Annotated in this window: 22 protein-coding genes and 2 tRNA genes; 15 read left to right on the top strand and 9 right to left on the bottom strand. The window is 68.8% G+C overall.

Translation table 11 applies throughout. The features are described from left to right. Positions 1–94: 94 nt before the first annotated feature. Positions 95–1,627: a TolC family outer membrane protein gene (locus E4M01_RS09010; RefSeq protein WP_135063266.1), complete on the bottom strand. Its 1,533-nt coding sequence runs from the start codon at positions 1,625–1,627 to the stop codon at positions 95–97. Between the two features lie 125 nt (positions 1,628–1,752). Continuing rightward, positions 1,753–2,379 (bottom strand): protein-L-isoaspartate O-methyltransferase, encoded by a 627-nt coding sequence (locus E4M01_RS09005; RefSeq protein WP_135063268.1) that lies wholly within the window; start codon positions 2,377–2,379, stop codon positions 1,753–1,755. A 134-nt stretch (positions 2,380–2,513) separates the two neighbouring features. Here E4M01_RS09005 and E4M01_RS09000 point away from each other — a divergent pair. After that, positions 2,514–2,587 (top strand) — tRNA-Cys (locus tag E4M01_RS09000). 20 nt (positions 2,588–2,607) lie between these two features. Here the strand turns inward: E4M01_RS09000 and E4M01_RS08995 are convergent. Continuing rightward, positions 2,608–3,426 carry an RNA methyltransferase gene (locus E4M01_RS08995; protein ID WP_167765347.1) on the bottom strand — a complete coding sequence of 273 codons (819 nt, stop codon included), beginning with the start codon at positions 3,424–3,426 and terminating at the stop codon, positions 2,608–2,610. Between the two features lie 58 nt (positions 3,427–3,484). On the opposite strand from E4M01_RS08995, the gene E4M01_RS08990 reads away from it, so the two are divergent. The 10 genes from E4M01_RS08990 to E4M01_RS14645 all read left to right on the top strand — a co-directional run bounded on the left by E4M01_RS08990 (position 3,485) and on the right by E4M01_RS14645 (position 13,101). Beyond that, a tRNA-Asn gene (locus E4M01_RS08990) sits at positions 3,485–3,559 on the top strand. 493 nt (positions 3,560–4,052) lie between these two features. Next, positions 4,053–4,355: a hypothetical protein gene (locus E4M01_RS08985; protein ID WP_245158230.1), complete on the top strand. Its 303-nt coding sequence runs from the start codon at positions 4,053–4,055 to the stop codon at positions 4,353–4,355. A 57-nt stretch (positions 4,356–4,412) separates the two neighbouring features. Further along, complete coding sequence (locus tag E4M01_RS08980; protein ID WP_135063272.1) at positions 4,413–5,666, top strand: TolC family protein; 1,254 nt, start codon at positions 4,413–4,415, stop codon at positions 5,664–5,666. After that, positions 5,666–6,865 (top strand): efflux RND transporter periplasmic adaptor subunit, encoded by a 1,200-nt coding sequence (locus tag E4M01_RS08975; RefSeq protein ID WP_135063618.1) that lies wholly within the window; start codon positions 5,666–5,668, stop codon positions 6,863–6,865. Before E4M01_RS08980 ends, E4M01_RS08975 begins: the two co-directional genes overlap by 1 nt. Before the next feature lie 10 nt (positions 6,866–6,875). Continuing rightward, entirely contained in the window at positions 6,876–10,097 is a 3,222-nt protein-coding gene (locus E4M01_RS08970) for an efflux RND transporter permease subunit (RefSeq protein ID WP_135063274.1), read from the top strand. Then, positions 10,094–10,693: a cation transporter gene (locus E4M01_RS08965; protein WP_135063276.1), complete on the top strand. Its 600-nt coding sequence runs from the start codon at positions 10,094–10,096 to the stop codon at positions 10,691–10,693. Before E4M01_RS08970 ends, E4M01_RS08965 begins: the two co-directional genes overlap by 4 nt. Further along, positions 10,690–10,959 carry a DUF305 domain-containing protein gene (locus E4M01_RS08960; protein ID WP_135063278.1) on the top strand — a complete coding sequence of 90 codons (270 nt, stop codon included), beginning with the start codon at positions 10,690–10,692 and terminating at the stop codon, positions 10,957–10,959. Before E4M01_RS08965 ends, E4M01_RS08960 begins: the two co-directional genes overlap by 4 nt. 169 nt (positions 10,960–11,128) lie before the next feature. After that, a complete protein-coding gene (locus E4M01_RS08955) occupies positions 11,129–11,365 on the top strand; it encodes a hypothetical protein (RefSeq protein ID WP_135063280.1) in 237 nt (78 codons plus the stop codon). Beyond that, the gene (locus E4M01_RS08950) at positions 11,362–12,483 is read left to right on the top strand and encodes an acyltransferase (RefSeq protein ID WP_135063282.1); all 1,122 of its coding nucleotides are present in this window, start codon (positions 11,362–11,364) and stop codon (positions 12,481–12,483) included. The genes E4M01_RS08955 and E4M01_RS08950 overlap by 4 nt, the downstream gene beginning before the upstream one ends. Before the next feature lie 117 nt (positions 12,484–12,600). After that, a complete protein-coding gene (locus tag E4M01_RS14645) occupies positions 12,601–13,101 on the top strand; it encodes a cold-shock protein (RefSeq protein WP_135063284.1) in 501 nt (166 codons plus the stop codon). Between the two features lie 102 nt (positions 13,102–13,203). On the opposite strand, the gene E4M01_RS08940 is transcribed toward E4M01_RS14645, so the two are convergent. Genes E4M01_RS08940 through E4M01_RS08925 form a run of 4 tightly spaced genes read right to left on the bottom strand, consistent with a single transcriptional unit; the run spans position 13,204 to position 14,684 of the window. Continuing rightward, positions 13,204–13,602, bottom strand: a complete 399-nt coding sequence (locus E4M01_RS08940) for an AlpA family transcriptional regulator (RefSeq protein ID WP_135063286.1) — start codon at positions 13,600–13,602, stop codon at positions 13,204–13,206. Continuing rightward, positions 13,599–13,796 carry a hypothetical protein gene (locus E4M01_RS08935; RefSeq protein ID WP_135063288.1) on the bottom strand — a complete coding sequence of 66 codons (198 nt, stop codon included), beginning with the start codon at positions 13,794–13,796 and terminating at the stop codon, positions 13,599–13,601. Before E4M01_RS08935 ends, E4M01_RS08940 begins: the two co-directional genes overlap by 4 nt. After that, positions 13,789–14,067 (bottom strand): hypothetical protein, encoded by a 279-nt coding sequence (locus tag E4M01_RS08930; RefSeq protein ID WP_135063290.1) that lies wholly within the window; start codon positions 14,065–14,067, stop codon positions 13,789–13,791. The genes E4M01_RS08935 and E4M01_RS08930 overlap by 8 nt, the downstream gene beginning before the upstream one ends. Next, on the bottom strand, positions 14,064–14,684 hold the full coding sequence (locus tag E4M01_RS08925) for a JAB domain-containing protein (RefSeq protein WP_135063292.1): 621 nt from the start codon (positions 14,682–14,684) through the stop codon (positions 14,064–14,066). The genes E4M01_RS08930 and E4M01_RS08925 overlap by 4 nt, the downstream gene beginning before the upstream one ends. Positions 14,685–15,115: 431 nt before the next feature. On the opposite strand from E4M01_RS08925, the gene E4M01_RS08920 reads away from it, so the two are divergent. Both E4M01_RS08920 and E4M01_RS08915 read left to right on the top strand, forming a co-directional pair. Next, complete coding sequence (locus tag E4M01_RS08920; RefSeq protein ID WP_135063294.1) at positions 15,116–18,094, top strand: TonB-dependent receptor domain-containing protein; 2,979 nt, start codon at positions 15,116–15,118, stop codon at positions 18,092–18,094. A 57-nt stretch (positions 18,095–18,151) separates the two neighbouring features. Beyond that, a complete protein-coding gene (locus E4M01_RS08915) occupies positions 18,152–18,958 on the top strand; it encodes a DUF4198 domain-containing protein (protein WP_135063296.1) in 807 nt (268 codons plus the stop codon). A 198-nt stretch (positions 18,959–19,156) separates the two neighbouring features. On the opposite strand, the gene E4M01_RS08910 is transcribed toward E4M01_RS08915, so the two are convergent. Beyond that, a complete protein-coding gene (locus E4M01_RS08910) occupies positions 19,157–20,212 on the bottom strand; it encodes an SDR family oxidoreductase (protein WP_135063298.1) in 1,056 nt (351 codons plus the stop codon). 99 nt (positions 20,213–20,311) lie between these two features. Here E4M01_RS08910 and E4M01_RS08905 point away from each other — a divergent pair, with 99 nt between their 5' ends. Then, on the top strand, positions 20,312–21,244 hold the full coding sequence (locus E4M01_RS08905) for a LysR family transcriptional regulator (RefSeq protein ID WP_135063300.1): 933 nt from the start codon (positions 20,312–20,314) through the stop codon (positions 21,242–21,244). A 326-nt stretch (positions 21,245–21,570) separates the two neighbouring features. Beyond that, positions 21,571–21,834: a hypothetical protein gene (locus E4M01_RS08900; RefSeq protein ID WP_167765353.1), complete on the top strand. Its 264-nt coding sequence runs from the start codon at positions 21,571–21,573 to the stop codon at positions 21,832–21,834. Between the two features lie 19 nt (positions 21,835–21,853). Here E4M01_RS08900 and E4M01_RS08895 read toward each other — a convergent pair whose 3' ends face one another. Further along, on the bottom strand, positions 21,854–22,261 hold the full coding sequence (locus tag E4M01_RS08895; RefSeq protein WP_135063304.1) for a copper resistance protein CopC: 408 nt from the start codon (positions 22,259–22,261) through the stop codon (positions 21,854–21,856). Position 22,262: the final 1 nt, after the last annotated feature.

The raw sequence follows: 22,262 nt of genomic DNA, 5'->3' as shown, positions 1-22,262 counted from the left end.
CGAACGTCGCTGCCGCCCGCCCCCGGTCGTCCTGTCGTCGCATCAACGCCCGCCGGAATCAACGGGACTTTTTCGCCTGACAGGCGACTGACGATCAGTTTTGCGGCGCGGTCCGAACTACGTCGCCCTTCAGTTGCCGATCGATCGGCGCGTCTTCCGCATCGTTGGCCGGCAGCACCGGCGGGGCCGCGATGCGGTCAATCGCCTCGATCACACCGTCCCAAGGAAGAGCGCCGCGGTTGCGCACGCGGCGCAGGTTCGCTTCCGCGTCATAGGCTTCGATCGTCGGATCCAGGTTCGGCCCGCCCAGCCGGCCCATAGCGGCCAACAGTTGGGCCTGAGCGACATATTCGTTGCGGCGTGCAGAGGCCAGGGTCACCTGGGCGGCCCGCAGTTCGAGCTCTTGGTTCAGCACGTCCAGCGTCGTACGCAGGCCCACCTGGGCCTCCTGACGCACGCCTTCGGCGGCGACCGAGGCGGCCCGCACGGCTTCGTTGCCGGCCTGCAAGGTCGCGCGCGCTGACACCGTCTGAGCGAAGGCGCTGGAGATCGTCTGCAGCAGGGTGCGTTTCTGGCCTTCGACACCGATTTGAGCGGCGTTAGCCTGTTCGAGCGCCTGAGCCACGCGTGACCGGTTCAGGCCGCCAGTGAACAGCGGGACAGAGAGGGTCGCACCAGCCTGAAACTGCGTCCGCTCGGCCAGGTCGATGCTGCCGAAGTCGCTGCTGGACCCCCCGTACGAGGCCGTCGCCCGAACCGACGGCAGATATTCGGCGCGGGCCAGGGCAACCTGCGCTTCGGCCGCCTGCTGGCTGTAGAGGGCGGCCAGAACCTGCGGGTTCTCGGCCAGTCCGACCGCCATCGCGTCGTCGAAGTCGGTGGGCAGGCCGGGCAGCACCGGCAGCGCCTCCATGTCTGCCGGCGCCTGACCGACAACGGCTGCGTAGGCGGCGCGCGAGGTCGACAGCTGGGCCTGAGCGTTGGCCAGATCGGCCTGGGACTGGGCCAGGCGCGCCTCGGACTGGGCCACGTCCGTGCGGGTGATTTCGCCGACTTCAAATCGCGCGTTCGATTCGTCGAGTTGGCGGTTCAAGACGGTGATGTTGTCCTGGCGGATGCGCAGGATCTCCATGTCACGCACGACGTCGGCATAGGCCTGGATGACCGAGGCCATCACCTGCTGCTCGACCGCGCGCAAATTCTCGCGCCCGGCGCGGACATTGGCCTCGGCGGCGCTGATGCCCAGGCTGGTCCGGCCGCCGGTCCAGATGTTCTGGCCCAGGCTGACGCCGGCGTTGACACTCTCGCTCTCGGAAACGCCGCCCGGCGACACCGTGTCCGGGACGCCGTCGCCGTCCAGGTCGATCGGCTGTCCGCCCTGGCTGTCCGTGCGGGTATAGGTGACGCCGGCCGAGCCTGTGATCGTGGGGCGCAGACCCGATCGGGCCTGGACGATCGTTTCGTCCAGCGCGCGCTGGTTGGCGCGCTGCGCCAACAGAGTCGGATTGGTGCGATAGGCCAGGGCGATGGCCTCCTGCAGCGTATCGGCCCAGGCCGTGGACGGCGCGGCGCCCATCGTCAGGGCGACCACGGCGGCAGTGGCGAGCGCGCGGGAGCGTTTGAACATGACCAATCCTCAGCCTGGCGCGGTTTGAATAGCGCGCGCCCATTCTTCCGGCGTCTGTTGCGGCCTAGGCTCGCTCGGCGCCAGTTAAGTTTTTTTCACGCGAGCGCCAGAAGAACCCGTCGCTTTCAAAGCGCAAAGGCGGGGGCCGGGGTGAAGACGTCCAAAACCGGCGCCGCCGCGTCGAACAGTTCGCGACGCGACACGCCCTGCTCCCCGCGCACATAAAGCACGGCCTTGCCCACCGGCCCGGTCCGCTCGACCACCGCCAGACGCCCGCCGACGCGCAAGGCGTCGATCCAGGCCTGCGGACGATGCGTCACCGCGCCCTCGCTGATCATCACGTCCCAGCCCTCGCCCACCGGCTGGCTCAGGTCGCCCTCGACCGTCTCGACGCCGTCATCGGCCAGGGCGGCGGACGTGACGGCCAGCACCTCGGCCGAATCCTGGGCGGTGGCCTTCAGGCCCATGCGGCTCAGCACGGCGGCTCCGTAGGGGCCGGCGACGGCCAGGGCCCGCTCGCCCTCGCGTGCGTCCAGCGCCTGCAGCAGCTTGGACAGGTCGCGCGGCAGCATCAGCTTGCGCTCGCCCACGATCTGCGGCGTCACATCGGCATAGGCCGAAGCCTGGCGATCAGCGGCGCAATAGCGTTCGCGCTCGACGGCCAGCATGGCCCCCTGGATGGCGCGATCGGTGACGTCGTTCACGCGGACTTGCGAGTCCACCATGACCTTGCGCGCGGCGGCGAAATCCATCGATCCAGAGTCCTTGGGCAGGCCCCGACAAAAAGGGGCGAAATCGAAGGCGCTTATAGGTCCGTGCGTTGCAGGGGACAATCCGATCTGATAGCGAACCCGCCTCGCGATGGAGCGGCACCTTTCGAGGTGACGGCCTGATGGCGGAGTGGTGACGCAGAGGACTGCAAATCCTTGCACCCGGGTTCGATTCCCGGTCAGGCCTCCATCGCGAGTTTCCCTCTAGATTTACAGACCGACCTGCGTCAGCTGATGCAGGGCCACCGCGCTCGTGGCGGCGACGTTCAGCGAATCGAATCCGCCCGCCATGGGGATTCGCACCGCCCGGCAGCGCGCGATGATCGAGGCGGGCAGGCCCGGCCCCTCCGACCCCATCAGAATCGCCCTGGGCGTGCTCGAACGCGACAGCGCGGCCAGCCGATCACCCGCGCCTGGCGTGAAGGCCAACACCTCGACGCCGCGCGCCAGCAGCGCCTCGACCATCGCCGGACCTGACCCCGCGACGGCCATTGGCGTGCGCAGCACGGCGCCGGCCGAAACCCGAATGGCCTTGCGATAGAACGGATCGCAGCAGCGGTCGTCCAGCAACAGGCCGCCCGCGCCAAACGCCGCCGCATTGCGGAACAGGCCGCCCATGTTGTCGTGATTGCCGATGCCGCAGGCGGCGAGCAGCACCCCGCCCTGCCTCATGCCGTCCAGAATCGAATCCAGCGTCCGCGCCTGGGGCTTCTCGCCCATGGCCAGAATGCCGCGGTGCAGATGAAAGCCGGCGATCGCGTCCAGCACGCCCTGCGGCGCCAGATGGATCGGCGTGCCGTCGGGCAGATTCTTCAGAATCGGCCTCACCTTCTCCAGACGCTGCTCGGCGATCAGCACCGCGCGCGGGCGGCACAGCGACTCCGCCGACGCCAGAACGCGCAGCACCACCTCCCCTTCCGCGACAAACAGCCCCTCTCGGCCCGTCAGATCGCGCTCGCGGATGTCGCGGAAGGCGGCGATGCGGGGGTCGTCGGCGTTTTGGATCGAAATCAGGTTCAATTCGGGCATATTTCCCGTTGCACGATCCGGAAGGCCGCTGCTATAGGCCCGCCTCCCGAGCAGCTGTTCCGCGGTAGCTCAGTGGTAGAGCAGCCGACTGTTAATCGGCTGGTCGTAGGTTCGAATCCTACCCGCGGAGCCACTCGTCTCGGTCAGGTGTTGTTAAAGCTAGAGATTTTCTCAGCCACACCTCTTTACCCCCCGCTATCCCCCCCGGCTGCACGAAACTGCGTGAGCGCATGCAGGGCGCATCACATCGTTTCAGCTTTGGTCAGCCGCGGAACGCGATCGTTTGCCTGCGGGCTGCGATCAGGGCCTGCCCGCGCCGAAACAGACCACCTGATTCGCCATGTCCGGGATGGGCGATCGGGTGTCCCGCGCGATTTTCAGCGACGAACTGACCAGCGCAATTTTCCACAGACGCGCCTGACGATGTCTGGCGACTGTCTGGTATTGAGCGCTGGTTGACCGCCCCTGCTGTGACCGGTCGCCGCACGAGCCTGCCGCGGTCGCTGATTCGCCCTGCCTCGGGGGCTTCGGACGTCGGAGGCGGACTCTGTAACAGATTGCTGGACCCGGCGATCGAACGTATGCAGCGGGCGATGGCCTGGTCGAGCGCGACATGGGTGAGACTGATGCTGGCGGCGACCCTTTTGGTCGCGGCCTTCGTCGTCGCGCCTGTCGCGGACGCCGCCACCTGCTCGCCTGAACCGCCAGCGGCGCACGCCGCGGTCGATCACGATCCCGCCCAAGGCGATCATGGCGGCTCCAAGGAGCTTTGCGCTCACGGCCACTGCCATCACACCGCCTCGGCGCGGACTGACGCCGCGAACGACCTGGCGCTGGAGCTCCACGCCCGGCCCGTCCACACCTTTCCGTCAACCGACAGCCGGGCCTCCTTCGCACCCGAAGGTCTGATTCGACCGCCCAGAGCCTGACCGGACTCCGCGCGCCCGCGCGCGCCTCCGTGTCAGAAACTCTGGAACCCATGAACCATGTCTCCCTCATATCGCCGGTCACCGCGTCTCGCGGTCGGCTGCGCGCTCGTCGCCCTGGCGACCGCCCTCGCCGCCCCCGCGTGGGCCGATCCCGCGCCGTCCTACGCCGATCTTCTCGCCCGGCTGGATCAAACCCCCGCCACCCTTGAGGCGGACGCCAATCTCGACGCCGCCGAAGCGCGGGTTCGTCAAGCCGGGGTTCGAGCCAACCCTGTTCTGGGCCTGGACATCGAGAACGCCTTCGGATCGGGCCCTTTCTCCGGCTTTGACAACGCCGAGACCACGCTCGCGATCAGCAAGGACCTGGAGCTCTGGGGCCGTCGGCCCGCCCGCGTCGCCCTCGCCCGCGCCGAGGCCGGGACCGTCGCCCTTCAGCGCGATCTGGCGGTGATCGACGCGGCCGGGCGGCTGGCGCTCACCTACGCCGAAGCCGAAGCCGCTCAGCGACGCGCCGAACTCGCCGAGGAAACGCTCACCCTGACGCTCGCCGACGCCCGGGCCGCGTTGATCCTCGTCGAGGAAGGACGCGAGCCCCTGCTGCGGGGCATTCAGGGCGAGAGCGAGGCCGCCGCCGCGCGCGCAGCCCTTGATGAGGCGGTGGCGGAACGCGAGGCCGCCTATGCGCGCCTGACCGCCGTCGCGCTCCTTCCGACACCGGTCACCCGGGTGGACGACAGCCTTCTGAACGATGTGCCCGCCACGGTTCCTCTCGCCACCGGCGACGCTCTGCCGGTGCGGGTCGCCGAGGCCGAACGGGAGGCGGCCGAACGCCGGATCACCGCCGCCCGGATCCAGGGGCGACCGGACGTGAACGCCAGCATCGGCGTGCGTCGATACGAAGCCGAGGACGCCACCGCCCTCACCGTCGGTCTCAGCCTGCCGCTGCCCCTGTTCGACCGCAATCGGGGGAACATCGACGCCGCCCAGGCCGAGTTCCGCGCCGCGGACGCCCGTCTGCTCAATGCACGGCAGGAGGCTCGCGCCGACCGGGCGGCCGCGCAGGCGCGGCTGTCGGCCTCGGTCAGCCGCGTCAGCGCCGCGGACGCCGGCGTGACCGCGGCTGAGGAAGCCTATCGCCTGTCCCGCATCGGCTTCGAGGCGGGGCGCATCTCCCAGCTGGAGCTGCGCGCCACCCGTACGGCCCTGGTTTCCGCCCGCGCCGCCGCCGTCGACGCCCGCATCGCCCGCGTCCGCGCCGAAATTGATCTCGCGCGCCTTGACGGCCGCGCCCCGTTCCAAGGAGCCGAATGATGCGCAAGCGCCCATCCAACAAGAGCCTTCTGATCGGCGGCGCCGCCGCCATTATCGGTCTCGGGGGCGGCGGCCTCTGGCTCGCCTCCCGCCCTGGTGACGCCCCGACACCCCCGGCCGCCGAAGGCGAGGCGGGCCACGCCGAGGGTGAAAGCGAAGGCGAGCATGCCGGCGAGGTCGAGGCGCCGGAAGGACGCGTCATGCTCACCACCGCCCAGATCCAGGCGGCGGGCATCGCCGTCGTCAGCGTCGGCGGCGGCGGCGGCGGCGAAACCCGTTTCGCCGGCCGCGTCGAGCCGATGATCGATTCCCGCGCCGCTGTGGCGGCGACCGTGGGCGGCCGTGTCGAGCGGGTTCTTGTGGCGCCGGGGCAGTCGGTCCGCGTCGGCCAGTCGCTCGTCAGCCTCGTCAGCGGCGACGCCGCCAGCCTGCGGGCCGAGGCGGACGCGGCCCAGGCGGCCTATGTCGCAGCCGAGCAGGCTCATGGCCGCGACGAGGAACTGGCTGATCAGGGGGTCGTCTCGAGGCGCGAAGCCGAGGTGTCTCACGCCGAGGCGTTGAGCGCCCAGGCCACGGCCCGTGCGGCGCGCGCCCGCGCGTCTGCGGCCGGGTCCCCCAATGCATCAGGTCGATTGAGCGTCACGACGCCGATCACTGGGGTCGTCACCAGCGTCCAGGTCGGCCCCGGCGGCTTCGTCGCCCAAGGCGGCGTGGTTGCGGAGGTGACCAACCCGGCGCGTGTCGAACTGGTGTTCAACGCCCCGCCGGCCTTGGCCGCGAGCGTCCGACCGGGCGCGCCTCTGCGCGTCTCGGGTCCGAACGGAGAGTTCGATGCCGTGGTTACCGGCGTCGCGGCCGGCGCCGGCGCCGGCGAAAGCGGGGCCACGGTCATCCGCGCCCGCCCGTCGGGCGCGACCCTGCCCCCCGCCGGATCGGCTGTCATGGGCTCCGTCGTGACCGGACAGGCCAGCGGCGGAATGACCGTGCCGACCGAGGCGGTCCAGACCGTCGAGGGAAACACCGTCGTCTTCGTCCAGGTCGGCGGCGGTTTCCAGGCCGTCCCGATCCTGGCCGGTCGCCAGGCCGGCGGGCGCACCGAAGTCCTGCGCGGTCTGACCGGCTCTGAGCGGATCGCCGCCGCAAACGCCTTCCTGCTCAAGGCCGAGTTGGCCAAGGGCGAGGCCGAGCACGGTCACTAAGGAGGCGCGCATGTTCAAGCTCATCATCGAGGCCTCCGTCCGTTTCCGCTGGTTCGTCGTCCTCGCCACGGCCCTGGTCGCGGCCTGGGGCCTGTTCCAGCTCACCAAACTGCCCATCGACGCGGTTCCTGACATCACCAACCGGCAGGTGCAGGTGACCACGGTCGCGCCGGCCCTCGCACCCGAACAGATAGAGCGGCAGGTCACCTACCCGATCGAGACCGCCATGGCGGGGATCCCGGGATTGCAGAGCACGCGGTCGCTGAGCCGCAACGGCTTCAGCCAGGTCACTGTCATCTTCACCGACCAGACCGACATCTATTTCGCGCGTCAGCAGGTCGCCGAACGGCTGGCCGGCGCGCGCGAAGCCATGCCCGAAGGGGTGGAGCCGGCCATGGCGCCGATCACCACGGGGCTCGGCGAGGTGCTGATGTGGACGGTCGACTACAAGCCGTTCAACGCGGACAATCTGGCCCGACCGGGACAGCCTGGCTGGCAGGCTGGCGGACACTACCTCACGCCCGAGGGCGAGCTGCTGACCACGCCCCAAGCGCGCGCCACCTATCTGCGGACCGTTCAGGACTGGATCATCGTTCCGCAGATGCGGACGACATCCGGCCTGGCCGGGGTCGACACCGTCGGCGGCTATGTCAAGGAATACGCTGTGCGGCCCGACCCTGCACGGCTTTCCGCCTACGGCCTCGGCTTGGGCGACCTGGTGCGGGCGTTGGACCGGGCCAACACCCAGGCCGGCGCCGGCTATGTCCAGCGCGCCGGCGAGGCCCTGACGGTGCGCACCGACGCCTTGGCTCTGACGATCGAGGACCTGGCCCAGGCCCCGGTCGTCAATCGCGGCGGCCTGGTCGTGCGGGTCGCTGACGTGGCCACGGTCGAGGTCGGCCAGGCGCCGCGACTGGGCGGCGCCAGTCGCGACGGTCATGAGGCCGTGCTCGGCACCGCCCTGATGATCGCCGGCGGCAACAGCCGCACGGTGGCCCAGGCGGCGGGCGAGCGTCTTGAAGACGTTCAGAGCACGCTGCCCCCGGGCATCGAGGCGGTAACGGTCCTGGACCGCTCGGCCCTGGTGAACTCCACCATCGCCACCGTGGCCCGCAATCTGACCGAGGGCGCGCTCCTGGTCATCGTCGTGCTGTTCCTGCTGCTCGGCAACATCCGGGCGGCCACGATCACGGCGCTGATGATCCCGGTCAGCTTCCTGTTCGCGGTCATCGGCATGAACCGGTTCGGCATCAGCGGAAACCTGATGAGCCTCGGCGCCCTTGACTTCGGCTTGCTGGTCGACGGCGCCGTCGTCGTGGTCGAGAACACCCTGCTCAGGCTCAGCCAGAAGCGGGCCGAGGCCGGGCGGATGCTGACACGGCGGGAACGCCTCGGCGTCGCCGCAGCAGCGGCCCGACAGATGGTCAAACCGGCCGCCTTCGGCCAGCTGATCATCCTCCTTGTCTTCACCCCGCTGCTGATGCTCGAGGGTGTCGAGGGCAAGACCTTCATCCCCATGGGGGCGACGGTGATGCTGGCCCTGGTCGGCGCCTTCATCTTCTCCTTCACCTTCGTACCGGCGATGACGGCCCTGCTGGTGCGGGACCCCAAGACGGTCCAGGTCGACGAGCACGGCCACGCTCACGAACACGAGACCTTCATCCTCAGGAAGGCCCGGCGATTCATCGAGCCGGCCATCCGCGCGGCGGTCGGCCGGCCGAAGTTCGTTCTGGCCTCGGCCCTCGCCGCCGTCGTGGTCGGCGGCATCGCCTTCACCACCCTGGGTCGGGAGTTCATCCCGACCCTGGACGAGGGCGACATCGCCATGCAGGCCCTGCGGGTGCCGTCCGCCTCGCTGGAGCAGTCCCTCGCCATGCAGATGGCGCTGGAGCGGGCGATCACGGCCCAGCCGGAGGTCGAGACCATGTTCTCGCGCACCGGCACGGCCGAGGCCGCCGTGGACCCGATGCCGCCGAACATCTCCGACAGCGTCATCGTCCTCAAGGACCGCAGGGACTGGCCCGATCGCGGTCTCGGGAAGGACGCCCTTCTCGAGCGGTTCGAGGACCTGGCCAACCAGCAGATCGGCAATAATTTCGAGTTCAGCCAGCCGATCGAACTGCGGTTCAACGAACTGATCTCGGGCGTGCGGACCGACCTGGCCGTCATGGTCTATGGCGACGACTTCGACACCCTGCAGCGGATCGCCGACCAGGTGGCGACGGCGCTCCGGGACACCGAGGGCTCGGCCGACGTCCGCGTCGAACAGGCCTCCGGCCTGCCGACCCTGACCATCAGCGTCGACCGCTTCGCCGCGGCCAACTACGGCCTGTCGGCCGCCGATGTCTCCGAGGCGGTCTCGGCCGCCATCGGCGGCGCCGAGGCCGGCCGCATCTTCGAGGGTGATCGCCGCTTCGACGTCGTGGTCCGTCTTCCCGACGAGACGCGTAACAATCCGGCGGCCCTGGCCGCTCTTCCGATCGTGTCGCCGACGGGCGTGACGGCGCCGCTGTCTTCGGTGGCGCGAATCGAGAGCGCGGAGGGCCCCAACCAGATCAGCCGCAACGACGGCAGCCGCCGGATGGTGGTGCAGGCCAACGTCCGCGGCCGCGATCTGGGCGGCTTCGTCACCGACGCCCAGCAGCGGGTCGATCAGATCCAGCTTCCGACCGGAGTTCGCCTCGACTGGGGCGGTCAGTTCGAGAACCTCAAACGCGCCGAACAGCGTCTGGGTCTGGTCATTCCTATCGTCTTCGTCCTCATCGGCATCCTCCTGTTCATGGCCCTGGGGTCGTTCGCGGAGGCCGGTCTGGTCTTCGCCTGCGTCCCTCTCGCCCTGGTCGGCGGAGCGCTGGCCCTGCTGCTCAGAGGCATGCCGTTCTCGGTCTCGGCGGCGGTCGGCTTCATCGCCGTCTCCGGCGTCGCCACCCTGAACGGCCTGGTCCTGATGCAGGCGATCCGGGAGCGATTGACAGCGGGAGCCAATCCCCGTGACGCCGCCATCGAGGGCGCCACCAGCCGTCTGCGGGCGGTGCTGACGACGGCCCTGGTCGCCATTGTCGGCTTCATCCCGATGGCCATCGCCCACGGCGCGGGCGCCGAGGTGCAGAAGCCTCTGGCCACTGTCGTCATCGGCGGCCTGCTGACGGCGACGGCCCTGACCCTGCTGGTCCTGCCGACTTTCGCGGCCAAGGCCGTCAAGCACCGGTCGGCCGAAGGGCTCGACGAATGAGCGGGGCGCACGACACAGAACAGGTCCAGCGTCGCACCCTGCTCGTGGTGCTGGCCCTGAACGCCGCCCTGTTCGTCGTTCTCGGGATCGGCGGTCTCGCCGCCGATTCCAGCGCCCTGCTCGCCAACGCGATCGACAACGGCTCTGACGCGGCGGTTTATCTGATCAGCTTTCTCGCCGTCGGCCGGGCGCTGGTGTGGAAGACGCGGGCGGCCCAGGTTTCGGGCGTCATGCTGCTGATCTTCGCCGCGCTCGTCTTGCTGGACGCGCTGCGGCGAACCCTGACCGGGACGGAGCCGGTCGGGCCGACCATGATGGTGCTGGCCGTTGTCGCGGCCGTGATCAATCTGGTCTGCCTGCTGCTGATCCGTCGGCAGCACAGCGGCGACGTCAACATGAAGGCGGCCGAGACCTTCAGCCTCAACGACTTCGCGTCCAACGGCGGCATTCTCGTCGCGGGCGGACTGGTGATGTGGCTCGACCAGTCCTGGCCGGATTTGCTGGTCGGGGTCATCGTCGCCGCCATCGCGGCCAAGGGCGGCGTGGGGATCCTCCGCGACGCCCGAGCGGCCTCTCGGGCCGGAGCCGCCGAATGACCCATAAACGCCTCGTGCCGATCTTTTCGACCGGTCGCGCCAACGCGATCGACTATAGCGGCGACACCGACGTCGACTTCACGCCGGGCATGATCGTCCATCAGGACGGCGCGGTCGCCATGGCCCATATGGGCCTGCAGAACGGCGAGGGTACGGAGGTGCGGGGCTGGACCGATGAGGTCGTCGGCCGTCAGGAGGCGGACATGCTGCGCAGGCGGGTGTGGCGGGCGCGTCAGCCGGCCGCGCCGGTGACCGCGGCGCCCTGAGTTGGGAAGGCGCGGCGTCATTCGCAGCGAGGCGCCCCGCTGGAAGGCGGGGCGATACCGCCGTCGGCGAAGGCCGAAGGTCGTCGTCCGGCGCCGCACGCCACGGCCTGTCCTCGACACGCTCGTAGCCGCAGCCGCCGCCCTGATCGTCGGCGTCTTCGTCCTTCTGTTGTCCGTCTCCGTCGCCGCGACCTTCCACCTCCCCCTGGCCATGGCCTACGGTCTGCTGATGGTGGTCTTGATCGGGGGCGCCGCGATCCTGGGACCTCGGGATCGCCGCGCCCGCCTTCTCCTGCTGCCCTTTGCCTTGGCGGGGATCGTCGGGACGGCGGCGCTTTACGCCGTCCGTCACGACCTGCGTGTCGAACCGCGCGTAGCCCATGCCCATCTGGACCCGGCCCGATGACGACAACACTGACCGCCCCCGCGCCGCCGCGCCTCGCCCGAGGCGGCTGGCTGGACGTGCTTCGGTTCACGGCCGGCGCGCTCATCGTCCTTTATCATTTCCGGCAGGCCGCGCCCGTCCCACTGGGCGAGGTCCATCCCGCCTTCGACCGCGGCTACCTGCTGACCAACTTCTTCATCATCGATTCCGGCTACATCCTCGCCCGGATCTACGGCGATCGCTTCGCCGCGAGGACCGCGTCGTTCCCCGCCTACGTCCGCCAGCGCCTCCTGCGGCTCGTGCCGGCCCATCTCGTGGTCATCGCCGCTCTCGCCACCCTGGTCGCCGCCGCCGCCCTCTTCGGGATTCGCCCCAGCAATCCGCTGTGGTTCGACTGGGGCCAGCTCCCTGCCCAGGTGATGCTCGTTCAGGCCTACGGTGTTCCCGGCGGCCAGGGATGGAACGCTCCGACCTGGACTCTGTCGGCCCTGCTCGGCTGCTACCTGCTCCTGCCTTGGGTCTGTCGGGGGCTGTGGCGGCGCCCCGCCTGGATGGCGGCTGCCGGGGCCGTGACGCTCTTCCTCGCCGCCGATCTCGCGAGCCGCGCCTTTCTCGGCGATCCGCTCTACCGCCTGCCGCTGCGCCACGGCTTCCTGCGGGCGCTGCCGCTCTTCCTGCTCGGCGTCGCCGCCGCACAGCTGGGCGCGCGCCATTATGTCTCGCCCCGCGTTGCGGGCGCCTTGGGCCTCGCCGCCTTCGCCGCCTTCGTGATCGTTCAGATGATCGGAGAGGCGGGGCTTGTGTCGCTGGCGTTGCTGACCGTGATGATCTGGGCGGCCGGCGCCCTGCCTGTGGTTCGCCCCTCGCGAGTGATCGAGGCGCTCGGCCTAATGGCCTTCGCCCTTTTCCTCACCAACGAGGTGACCCGCATCGTCTGGTTCGCCGCCGCCGACGCCCTGGGTCAGGCCGAGTGGCCGGAGCCCATCCGGTGGGCGGTGTGGGGAGCCGGCGTGGCGGCCGCCTTCATCGGCGCGGCGCTGTTCCGTTACGGGTTCGACCGCCCGGTCCAGGCTTGGATCAACCCGCCCGCGGCCCGCACGCCGTTTCCAGGGACGAGCCCGGACCGGCCTGTGGCCTAGCAAGGGCTGGCCGCAGCCAGCGCCGGCCGCTTCGGCGAAGCCGGCAAGCCAGGCGGCCAGACTGGCGCCGACTCCGCCGACCCAGTATCTTCGACCCACTCATCGGGAGGCCGCTGTATGCCGCAGGGCGTCGTCAAATTCTTCAACGCCGCGAAAGGCTTCGGCTTCATCGCCACGGAGGGCGGCGGCCCGGATGTCTTCGTCCACATCTCGGCCGTCCAGGCCGCCGGGCTGATCGCCCTGAACGAGGGTGACGCCGTCGGCTTCGAACTGGAAGCCGATCGCCGCAGCGGCCGATCTTCAGCCGTCGACCTGACGGTGACGGCGCGGGCCTCGCGTCCGGAGCGTCCAGCGCGGCCGGCGCCTGCGCCGCCGCGTTTTCCGGCGGCTCGCCGGGAGAAGCGAGGCTCCGGGCGGGGCGTCGTCAAATGGTTCGATCCGACCAAGGGGTTCGGTTTCATTCAGCCCGAAGGGGGCGGCGACGACGTCTTCGTCCACGCCCGATCGCTGAACCGGACCGGCCTGCAGGAGCTCTCCGAAGGACAAACCGTCGCCTACGATCTCGAGGAGGACGGTCGGACCGGCAAGACGGCGGCGGTCAATGTCCGACTCGGCTGAAGGTCCGGTCGCCCCCATCGCCGCACCTGAAGGCTCCAGGCGTCTGTCGCGCCCCCTGCGGGCGGATCCTGATGCCGCGAACTGCGGACCGGTCCCGTCGGATCAGAAGCCGAAGTCGATCTGCTGAGACGCGATCGGCGTCTTTCGACGCCGTTTTCGCGATGGGACGCGCGACCGGTCCAGTTCGGTTGGCGGCGGGGCGGTCTTGGCGAGGGGCGTCGGAACGGGGCGCGCCAGACCAGGCAGCCGGGGCGCTCGCGGCGGCTTGCGCACCGCAGGGGTCTCACCGCCGCGCGACGTCTTCCAGGCCGTCAGCTCGCTTTCCCACCAGCCGACCCGTCCCGGGGACAGCTGCACGGGCTTGGGGAAATCACCGGCCCGTTGCAGACGCCAGGCCGTAGACCGGCTGATGCCGACCAGATCCTGGACCCGCTCCCAGCCCAGGAGCCGGTCGTCGCGTCCGCCCGAGGCCACCGCCTCCCCGTCTATGCGGAAAGTCATGATCCCGCCGCCAGCCAGCGGTCGCACCGCGCCTCGAGCAGGTCGCACAACGTGCGGGCGTCGGCCGCCGCATCGACGACGTCCCGATCGCGCCATTCGATCAGAACGGTCTTGAGCGCGAAGCTTGCGGCCGGATCGGCGAGCACGTTTGGGATGGAGCGATCCGCTCCCGCCAGCGGCGCCTCGCTACCCATGACGCCGACCCCGCGCCGCCGCCGGCGCGCCGGAACGCACCTCCGTCATCTGGTCTTGAGCCCAGACACGCAGCAGACCCAAGGGATAGAGCGGCTTGGAGCGCACGTGGCGGCAAGGCGGTCCGTTAGAGCCCGTCGACCAGAGTCGCGCCAAGGTGGATGGCTTCAAACGGATGCCGAGCGCGGCGAGTTCGGCCGACGCTTCCGATCGGGTCAGCAGACGGTCTTCCGGCGCGGCGACATCGGTCAGGTCGGAACCAGCGGGCGTCATGGCGTCGCTCGCGGACGGCATTGGTTGGAACTGGTCAGCGCCTGTCCCGCGGTCAGGGCCAGGTAACAGTCGACGACAGTGGCGACGTAGTTTCGGGTCTCCTCGATGTCGGGGATTCGGCCGAGCCGCGCCACGCGGCCGGGGCCAGCGTTGTACACCGGAGCGTGGTCCACCGTCCCGAACCCCACCAGCTCATCTTTCAGGAGCTGGTTCTTCCTGTCGAGATACAGGGCCCGGAACTGCTCGCGTGGCGCTCCGCCCAGAGCGACGCGGGCATAGGCCAGCACCGCCGTCCAGGACGACAGCGCCGGTCGCGCGGACGCCCGGGTGCGCGCCAGGCGCTCACAGAGCCGACGAAGCGTCTTGAGATCCGCCAAGACCGCCGCGTCGATCCCGTCGATCCGCGTCAGCTCTGGATCATCAGCCGCCGTGATCTCCGCCAATCCGCCGAAGCGCTCGAACAGAAGCGCGGCCATCCTGCCCGCCTGACCCGAGGGCGCCGTGCGCGCCAGCATGTGCGCCAGCAGCGTCTCGTCGTCCGGCCCCTCGAACGGGTCGGTCGATGACGGCCGATGACGGGGAACGGTCATCGGGGCCAAATCGGCTTGGGGTGTCATGGCGGCCTCCTCCTTCTGCGGCTCCACCCGGAGCGCCCGCCGCCTCCCTTCCTTTTTCCTCAAGGCGCGCTGCGCCGACGCCGGGCTGTGAGTGTAGCCGCGACAGCCCGAGGTCCCGGCCGCCTTTTAAGAAGGGGCCGATCAAGCCTGCCCTCGCTGCCCATGTCGCCAGCCGGTCGCCTCATCGATCAGAAGCGACGGGTCCGACGCCGGCCGCCATCGCCCCGCTCCGCGCCACAGCGTGAAGTAGGCGGGAAGACCAACACTTATGCACCCTAGATTGCGTCGCTAGGGGATGATTCAACCTCAACAGCACACTCCATCAGCATCGAGTAGCAAATTTTTGCTGATGGACGAGGGGAGCCCTGATGCGGCGCGTAGAGCGCAAGAGGGGGCCGCGATCCGGCCATAATGTCACTGGGGGAAAGCCTTTGGCCACCACGTCTTTCAAGCGCCGTCTCGTCGCCTCTTCGATCCTGACTGGGCTCACGCTCGCCGCGGCCGCGACGGCCGTGCCCGCGGCGGCTCAGGATCAGGCCGAACCCCAATCCCCCCCATCGGCCACGGAACTCGATGCGGTGATCGTGACGGGCTCCCGCATCGCCAGACAGGACTACATCGCCAACAGCCCCATCGTGACCGTGAACCAGGAAGACTTCCAGGCCACGGGATCCGTCAACATCGAGAGCCTGGTCAACGATCTGCCGCAGTTCACCGCCCTGGGCAATGCGGCCTCGAACAGCCCGAACCTGGCGGGACAGGCCAATGTCCAGCTCCGCGGCTTGGGCTCGACCCGCACGCTCGTGCTGCTCGAGGGTCGCCGGATCGTCCCGTCGAACGCGTCGTCGGTCGTCGATCTCAACCTGCTGCCTACGCCGCTGATCTCCAGCATCGAGACCATCACCGGCGGAGCGTCTTCGACCTACGGGTCGGACGCCGTCGGCGGCGTGCTCAACTTCCTGCTCGACCGCCGCTTCGAGGGCTTCAAACTGGACGCCCAGTACGGCGTCTCCGACCGAGGCGACGCCGAAGCGGAAGCGGTCAGCCTGACCCTCGGCGGCGGCTTCGCCGAGGGGCGCGGGCGCGCCGTTCTGTCGGCGGGCTACTCGAACCGGGCGTCGGTGCTCAACGCCCGTCGCGACTTCTCGCTCATCGGAGGGTTCGCCGGCACCTCGCCGCTCGGGTCGACGGTGTTCGACGCCACCAATCTGCCGACGGCCGCCGCCGTCAACGCCGCGGTTCCCGGGGCCGCCCGGGGCGACACCTTCGGCTTCAACAACAACGGCACGCTGTTCACCTATCAGGGCGCGCGCGACTACGTCAGCCCCGGCGGCATCGACTACGAAGGGTTCCGCACGCCGGGTCCGCTGCAGCAGACGGACTTCACCTACAGCACGGTCGATCGCAACTACCTGATCATCCCCCAGACCCGCTACAATGTGTACGCCGCGGCGAGCTACGACATCGCCGAGTCGGTCGAATTCTACGCGGATGTCCTGTTCTCCCAGTATGAGGCCGGCAACCAGCTGGCTTCCAATCCCGGCACCGGGCCCACCACCGGCTTCCGCATCCCGTCGACCAATCCCTTCATTCCGGCGGAGTTGCGAAGCGTCCTGAACTCCCGGCCCAATCCGGGCGGAAGCTTCCGGCTGGACAAGCGGTTCAATGAGCTCGGTCCGCGCCGACAGAACGAAGACTACAGCGTCTATCAGATCACGACGGGCTTGCGCGGCGATCTGACCGGCCTGCGGGACTGGACCTACGACGTCTATCTGTCCTACGGCCGGGTCGACAACGACACCGAATACACTGGCTATCTGTCGCGCTCTGCCGTCCAGCGGCTCCTAGAGGCGCCGGACGGCGGCGCCTCGCTCTGCACCGGCGGGTTCAACCCCTTCGGCGCCAATCCGCTCAGCGCCAGCTGCATCGCCTATGTCAGCCGCGTGCCGCGCAACAAGACCACAAACGACCAGCGGGTGGTCGAGGCGAACCTCCAGGGGGGGCTTTTCACCCTTCCCGCCGGCGAGGTGCGGGCGGCGGTCGGCGCGACCTACCGCGAGCAGAACTACGACTTCTCGCCCGACAACCTGTTGCTCAGCACCTTCACGCTCAACGGCGTCACCGGCCCGGAGCTCGCCGGCAACTCCGGCACGCCGCTGTCGGGGTCGGACACGGTGTCGGAACTCTACGGCGAGGTGTTGATCCCATTGCTCGCCGATCTGCCGTTCATTCGCCGGTTGGAGACCAATCTGGGGTATCGCGTCTCCGACTACGACACCATCGGTCAGGTGGCGTCCTACAAGGCGGATTTCAGTTGGGAGGCGGTGGACGGATTGCGCCTGCGCGGCGGCGTGCAGCGCGCGGTGCGGGCGCCCTCGATCGGTGAGCTTTTCGCCGCTCAGAACCTGAGCTTCCCATCGATCGGCGTGCCCGTATCCTCCACCGGCGTTCGCCAGTTCTCGGGCGATCCCTGCGACATCCGCGGCGCCTATCGCGCGCCGGGCGCCGCCAACGCCGCCGCGGTGCGAAGCCTGTGTCTGGCTCAGAATGTTCCGACGCAGGTGATCGACTCCTACACCTTCTCGAACTCGCAGGTCTCCGGCCTCACCGGCGGCAATCCCGATCTGCAGGAGGAGACCGCCGACTCCTTCACGATCGGCGCCATCTGGCAGTCGCCTTTGTCGAACCCATGGCTGAGCGGCTTGTCCGGCTCGATCGACTACTACGACATCACCATCGAACAGGTGGTCGGCACGGTGTCGACGACCGAACAGCTGCGCCGCTGCTACAATCAGGACGGCGCGTCCAACCCGACCTACGATCCGAACAACTTCTTCTGCCGCCTGTTCAGTCGAGATCCGAACTCGGGCCAGATCACCAGCACCTTCGAGACCAACGCCAACCTAGGCACGCTCAAGACCCAGGGCGTCGATTTCCAGGTCGACTGGCGCTTGGACCTGGTCGACATCGGTGCGCCGGATTGGGGCGCGCTGGCCCTCAACGTCACCGGCACGCGGCTGCTGGAATGGGAGCGCCAGGACATCCCCGGCGGCCCCTTCACCGATCGCAAGGGCACCGTCTCCAACAGCTTCGGCCTGACCCTCCCGGAATGGAAGGCGCTTTCGACCCTGAGCTGGACGCTGGAGCCTTGGACGCTCGGGATGCGCTGGCGCTACCAGGGCGAGGTCGAGAACTTCAACAATCGGAGCCAGGTCATCGACGCCATCCACTACTTCGATCTGAACGCCGGATATCAGATCAACCAGGCCGTCTCCCTTCGCGCGGGCGTGAACAATCTGACGGACGAACAGCCGCCGGTCTACGCGCCCGCGATCGCCGCCAACACCGACCCGTCCACCTACGACGTGATCGGTCGCCGGTACTACGTCGGGCTGACGGCGCGTTTCTGATCCCGCCTTAGACGCCACGTCCAGAAGCAAATCCCATCACAGAAGGCCTCTCCTGCAATGAACACCCGTCTGATGCTGACCCTGGCGGCGAGTCTCAGCCTCGTCGCCGGCGCCGCCGGCGCCCATGACTTCTTCCTCGTTCCGGAGCGGTTCATCGGACCGGCGGGGCAACCTCTCATCGTTCACGCGACCTCGTCGTCGGACTTCCCCGCGCTCAACGTCGGCTCGCCGCTGACCCGGGTCGGCGAGGCGCGGGCCACCGTGAACGGGAAGCCCGCCCGCGTCGCCGTGGACGCTCAGCGGCAGTCGCTGCGGCTGACGGTCTCCAGCGTCGAGGAAGGCATGGCCGTCGTGACGCTGCAAACGGTTTGGGGAGAATCCAACTGGCGTCCGGACCAGGTCGAGACCTATCTCGAGGAGCATCCGTTCGCGGCCGAGGACATTGCGACGGTGCACCGTCTGTTGCCCGCCGGCGCGACGCTGCAGATTCGATCGCGCCGGCTGGCGAAATCGCTCGTATGCTTCGAGACCTGCACACCATCGGCCCAGGGACCGACGGGACTGGAGGTGGAGTTCCTGCCGCAGTTCGAATCGGGTCGTGCAAGCCCGGTCGCGGTTCAACTGGTCAGAAACGGCCAGCCGCTGGCGGCGCACCCGGTCGTCGTCCGGTTCGGTGCGGACGAACGCCGCTCCGTCGTGACGGACGCCGAGGGCCGTCTACAGCTTGAAGACGATCTGAGCGGGCCGGTCATGCTGGTCGCCGTCACCATCGACGCCCCGTCACGGCCCGGCGATCGGTTCGTCACCAACAACGCAACCCTGACCTTCGAGGCATCGGCCCACGGCCGCGGCGCCGCGCACTGATCCCAACGCCGCCGTCCGACACAAGGCCGGCGCCGGAAGACGGCGTCCCCATCGGTCGCATGGTCAGGATGCTCACGAGCGCCGGGGCCTCCCCCGGCGCCGTCCCGTCCTGGCTCGGTCGAACCAGAGCGGGCCACCAGACGGCGTCAGGGTGAGCGGCGGGCCGCTCAGGCTAAGCCAGATCGGCCCGCGAGCCGGTCAGGGGATCACCCTGTCCTCGCGCAAGGACGCGAAGAAGGTGCGGAACAGGTCTTCACTGTCCACACAGCCGTGGAAGCCGGCGAGCCGCGCCTTGATCGTGCTTGAGACGTTGTCGTAGCCGCTCGAGAAGATGAAGTCGGCGAACGACCAGGTCGCCAGCCGGTCATAGGCCGTCGGCTGCAGATCGTGTTTCTCGACGATCCGCGCCCACAGCTCCGCCTTGTCTGTCATATAAGCCGTCAGGGGCATCGGCACGGGCTCGGCCACCTCCATGTCGAACATCCGCGCGATCCGGGGCCACATGTGCCGCCAGCGAAACTGGTCGCCGTTGGTGAGGTTGAAGATCTCGTTGGCGGCCTTCGGTTCGTCGCCCGCCCATACGGTGGCCTCCGCCAGCAAACCGGCGTCGGTGACTTGATACAGGGCGTCGTAGGCGTCCGGCGACCCCGGGAAGCGCAGCGGCAGGCCGAGCTCTTTCGAAATCGTCGCATAGACGGCGATCGCCACCCCGAGATTCATGGGGTTGCCGGTGGCGTATCCCACGATCGCCTCGGGCCGCAGCGCCGTCCAGCTCCAAGACTTGCCGGTTTGTCGGCGCCGCAGAAAATCCTCTTGGTCGTAGTAGAAGTTCGGCGACATCAAGCGGGGATCATCCTCGCGCGCGGGCGTTTTGAAAGGTCCTAGATCCGAGCCGTACGCCTTACCGCCCTGATAGAAGGCGACGTGGCGGAGGTTGGGGGACGCCGCCTCGACAACCTCCACCAGATTGGCCAGCAGGGCGACGTTCACCTCGGACCGTTCCGCCGCGGACGCCTTCTCGACATAGGCGGCGAACACGATGTGGGTCACATCGTTGAGGCCGCCGAGCTTGATCTCGACGTCCGACCTGTCCAGCAGATCGACGGTGATCCCTTCGACGCCGGGCGGCAGTTCGGCCTCGCGCCGGGACAGGCCGTACACCTTGACGCCCGGCTTGCGAGCCCAGGCCGTCGCTGCGGCCTTGCCGGATACGCCGTGGACGCCCGCGACCAGGACGACGGTTTGCGCGCTCATTGAGGTTCTCTCATCTGCTGTTGGGACTGGCCCCCATCTAGCATTTGCGCGAAATGTGATAATCAGGCGGAAGCGCCAATCAGCTGTGCGGATTTCGCAATGATCGCCGCGTCCCTGTCCGATATCGCCACCTTCCTGCGGATCGCTGAGCGCGGCAGCCTGACGGCCGCAGCGCGCGACCTCGGCCAATCGCCGACCGCTGTCTCACGCCGTCTGGCGCGGCTCGAGGAGAGATTGGGCGTTCGGCTCGTCAACCGAACGACGCGGCGTCTATCGCTGACCGACGAAGGCCTCGCGTTCCAGGCCCGGACCGCGCGGGTGCTCGCCGATCTCGAAGACGCCGAAGCGGAAGTTTCCAGGGGCCAATCCGCCGCCGTGGGCCAACTGAGAGTGACGACGACCTTCGCCTTCGGTCGGCGGTTCTTGGCCGAGACCGTTCACGCCTTCCAGCAGGACCACCCCCGCCTGCGCGTGCACCTGGACGCCAGCGACCGCGTCGTGGACCTCGTCGAGGACGGCTTCGATCTGGCGGTGAGATTTGGAGCGCTCGCTGACTCAAGCCTCATCACCCGCCGTTTGGCGGACAACCTCCCCGTCCTGTGCGCCTCGCCCGAGTATCTCGATCGTCGCGGACGGCCCACGTCCCTCGCCGACCTGGCCGACCATGATGCGATCGTGTTCGGGCGGCCTGCGCGTGATGTGTGGACCTTCGCCGACAACACCCAGCTTCAGGTGACGGGCGCCCTGACCACCAACGACGGAGATCTCGCTCACGTTTGGGCCCTCCAGGGCGCGGGCGTGATCCAGAAGTCGATCTGGGAGGTGGCGGACGACGTTCGCGCCGGCCGGCTCGAGCTCGTTCTGCCGCACCTTCCGCTCCGGTCCGAACCGATCCACGCCGTCTTCCCTCCCGGTCGCCTCACCTCGGCGCGTGTCAGACTATTCCTCGCCTTCCTGACGATCTCGCTCCCCTCGGTCTGGCGCACCCAGATCGCGCCTGTGTTGCGATCCTCTTCTCCGTCGTACGAATAACGATGCCCATGAGGCCGATCGAGCACGGGCGCGTCACTTCGAAGTCCGCCACACGGACATCTCGCCAACCACGCATTGGGTCGGGTCAGCAGGAGGGGTGAACGCGCACCTGAAGACATGCTTTACCGCCCGCAACGCGAGGCAGACGTCGCAACCCGCCGATGCGTAGGGAAGACGTCCTGAGCACGACGCCTAGGCCCCGCCATCAACGGGCGACGATAGCTTCTCAACCCTAGGTGCTCATTAAGCCTGTTTATGCGCGCCAGCTTAAGCCAGCGGTTCTACTCTGGTGGTCCAATGGATCGAGCCGCCGGGGGCGGACCGTGATGAACAGCGTGTGTTTCGCGATACTGCCTTCTGGCTTCGGCTGGCGTGTCGCTTCTGCTGGCGAAACGGCGGGACCGTATGCCAACCGCGGGCAAGCTTTTGAGCGCGCGATCCTGCTGGCGCAGGCGGCCGTCGATGACGGCCGCCCCGTCGAGATTCTCTACGCCGACGACGCCGGAAAGCCCCAAGCGCTTCGCCTGGGCCCCTCCGCCGCCCTGACTTCGGACGAAACGACCGCCGATCCGGACTCGAGCCTGCGTTAACGGCCCCTTAGAGGGGCGGTCAGTGCACCATGAAGCGGACGGTGCCTGTCATCTCATGCCCGGAGCCGTCCGCGACCCAGGTCAGGGTGTAGGAGCCCGCCGAGAGAGGCGGAAGCGGCACGCTCACGCGAGTCGCCGCCTCGGCCGCGGGCGTCGCGACGCGGATGGCCTCCCCGCGCGCGGGAGCGATGCTGACCGACTTCAGCGTCATGGGATGGGGGAAGGTCGCGGTGAACGCCTGCGGCGCGCCCTGCAACATAGCCCCGTCCGCTGGGATGGTGACGACGCCTGACGCTTGGGCGGGCGTGGCCGTCGCGGTCGTGCCGTGCCCGGCGTGGGCGCCGCCGTGCGGCTGAGCCGCCTGTTGCGCGACGACGGGCGAGGCCAGCAGGGCGACGCCGGCGGCGATGAGAGCATAGGTCTTCATG

The sequence above is a fragment of the Brevundimonas sp. MF30-B genome, assembly GCF_004683885.1.
Lineage (GTDB): Bacteria > Pseudomonadota > Alphaproteobacteria > Caulobacterales > Caulobacteraceae > Brevundimonas.
This window is presented reverse-complemented; position numbering and strand designations above follow the sequence as displayed.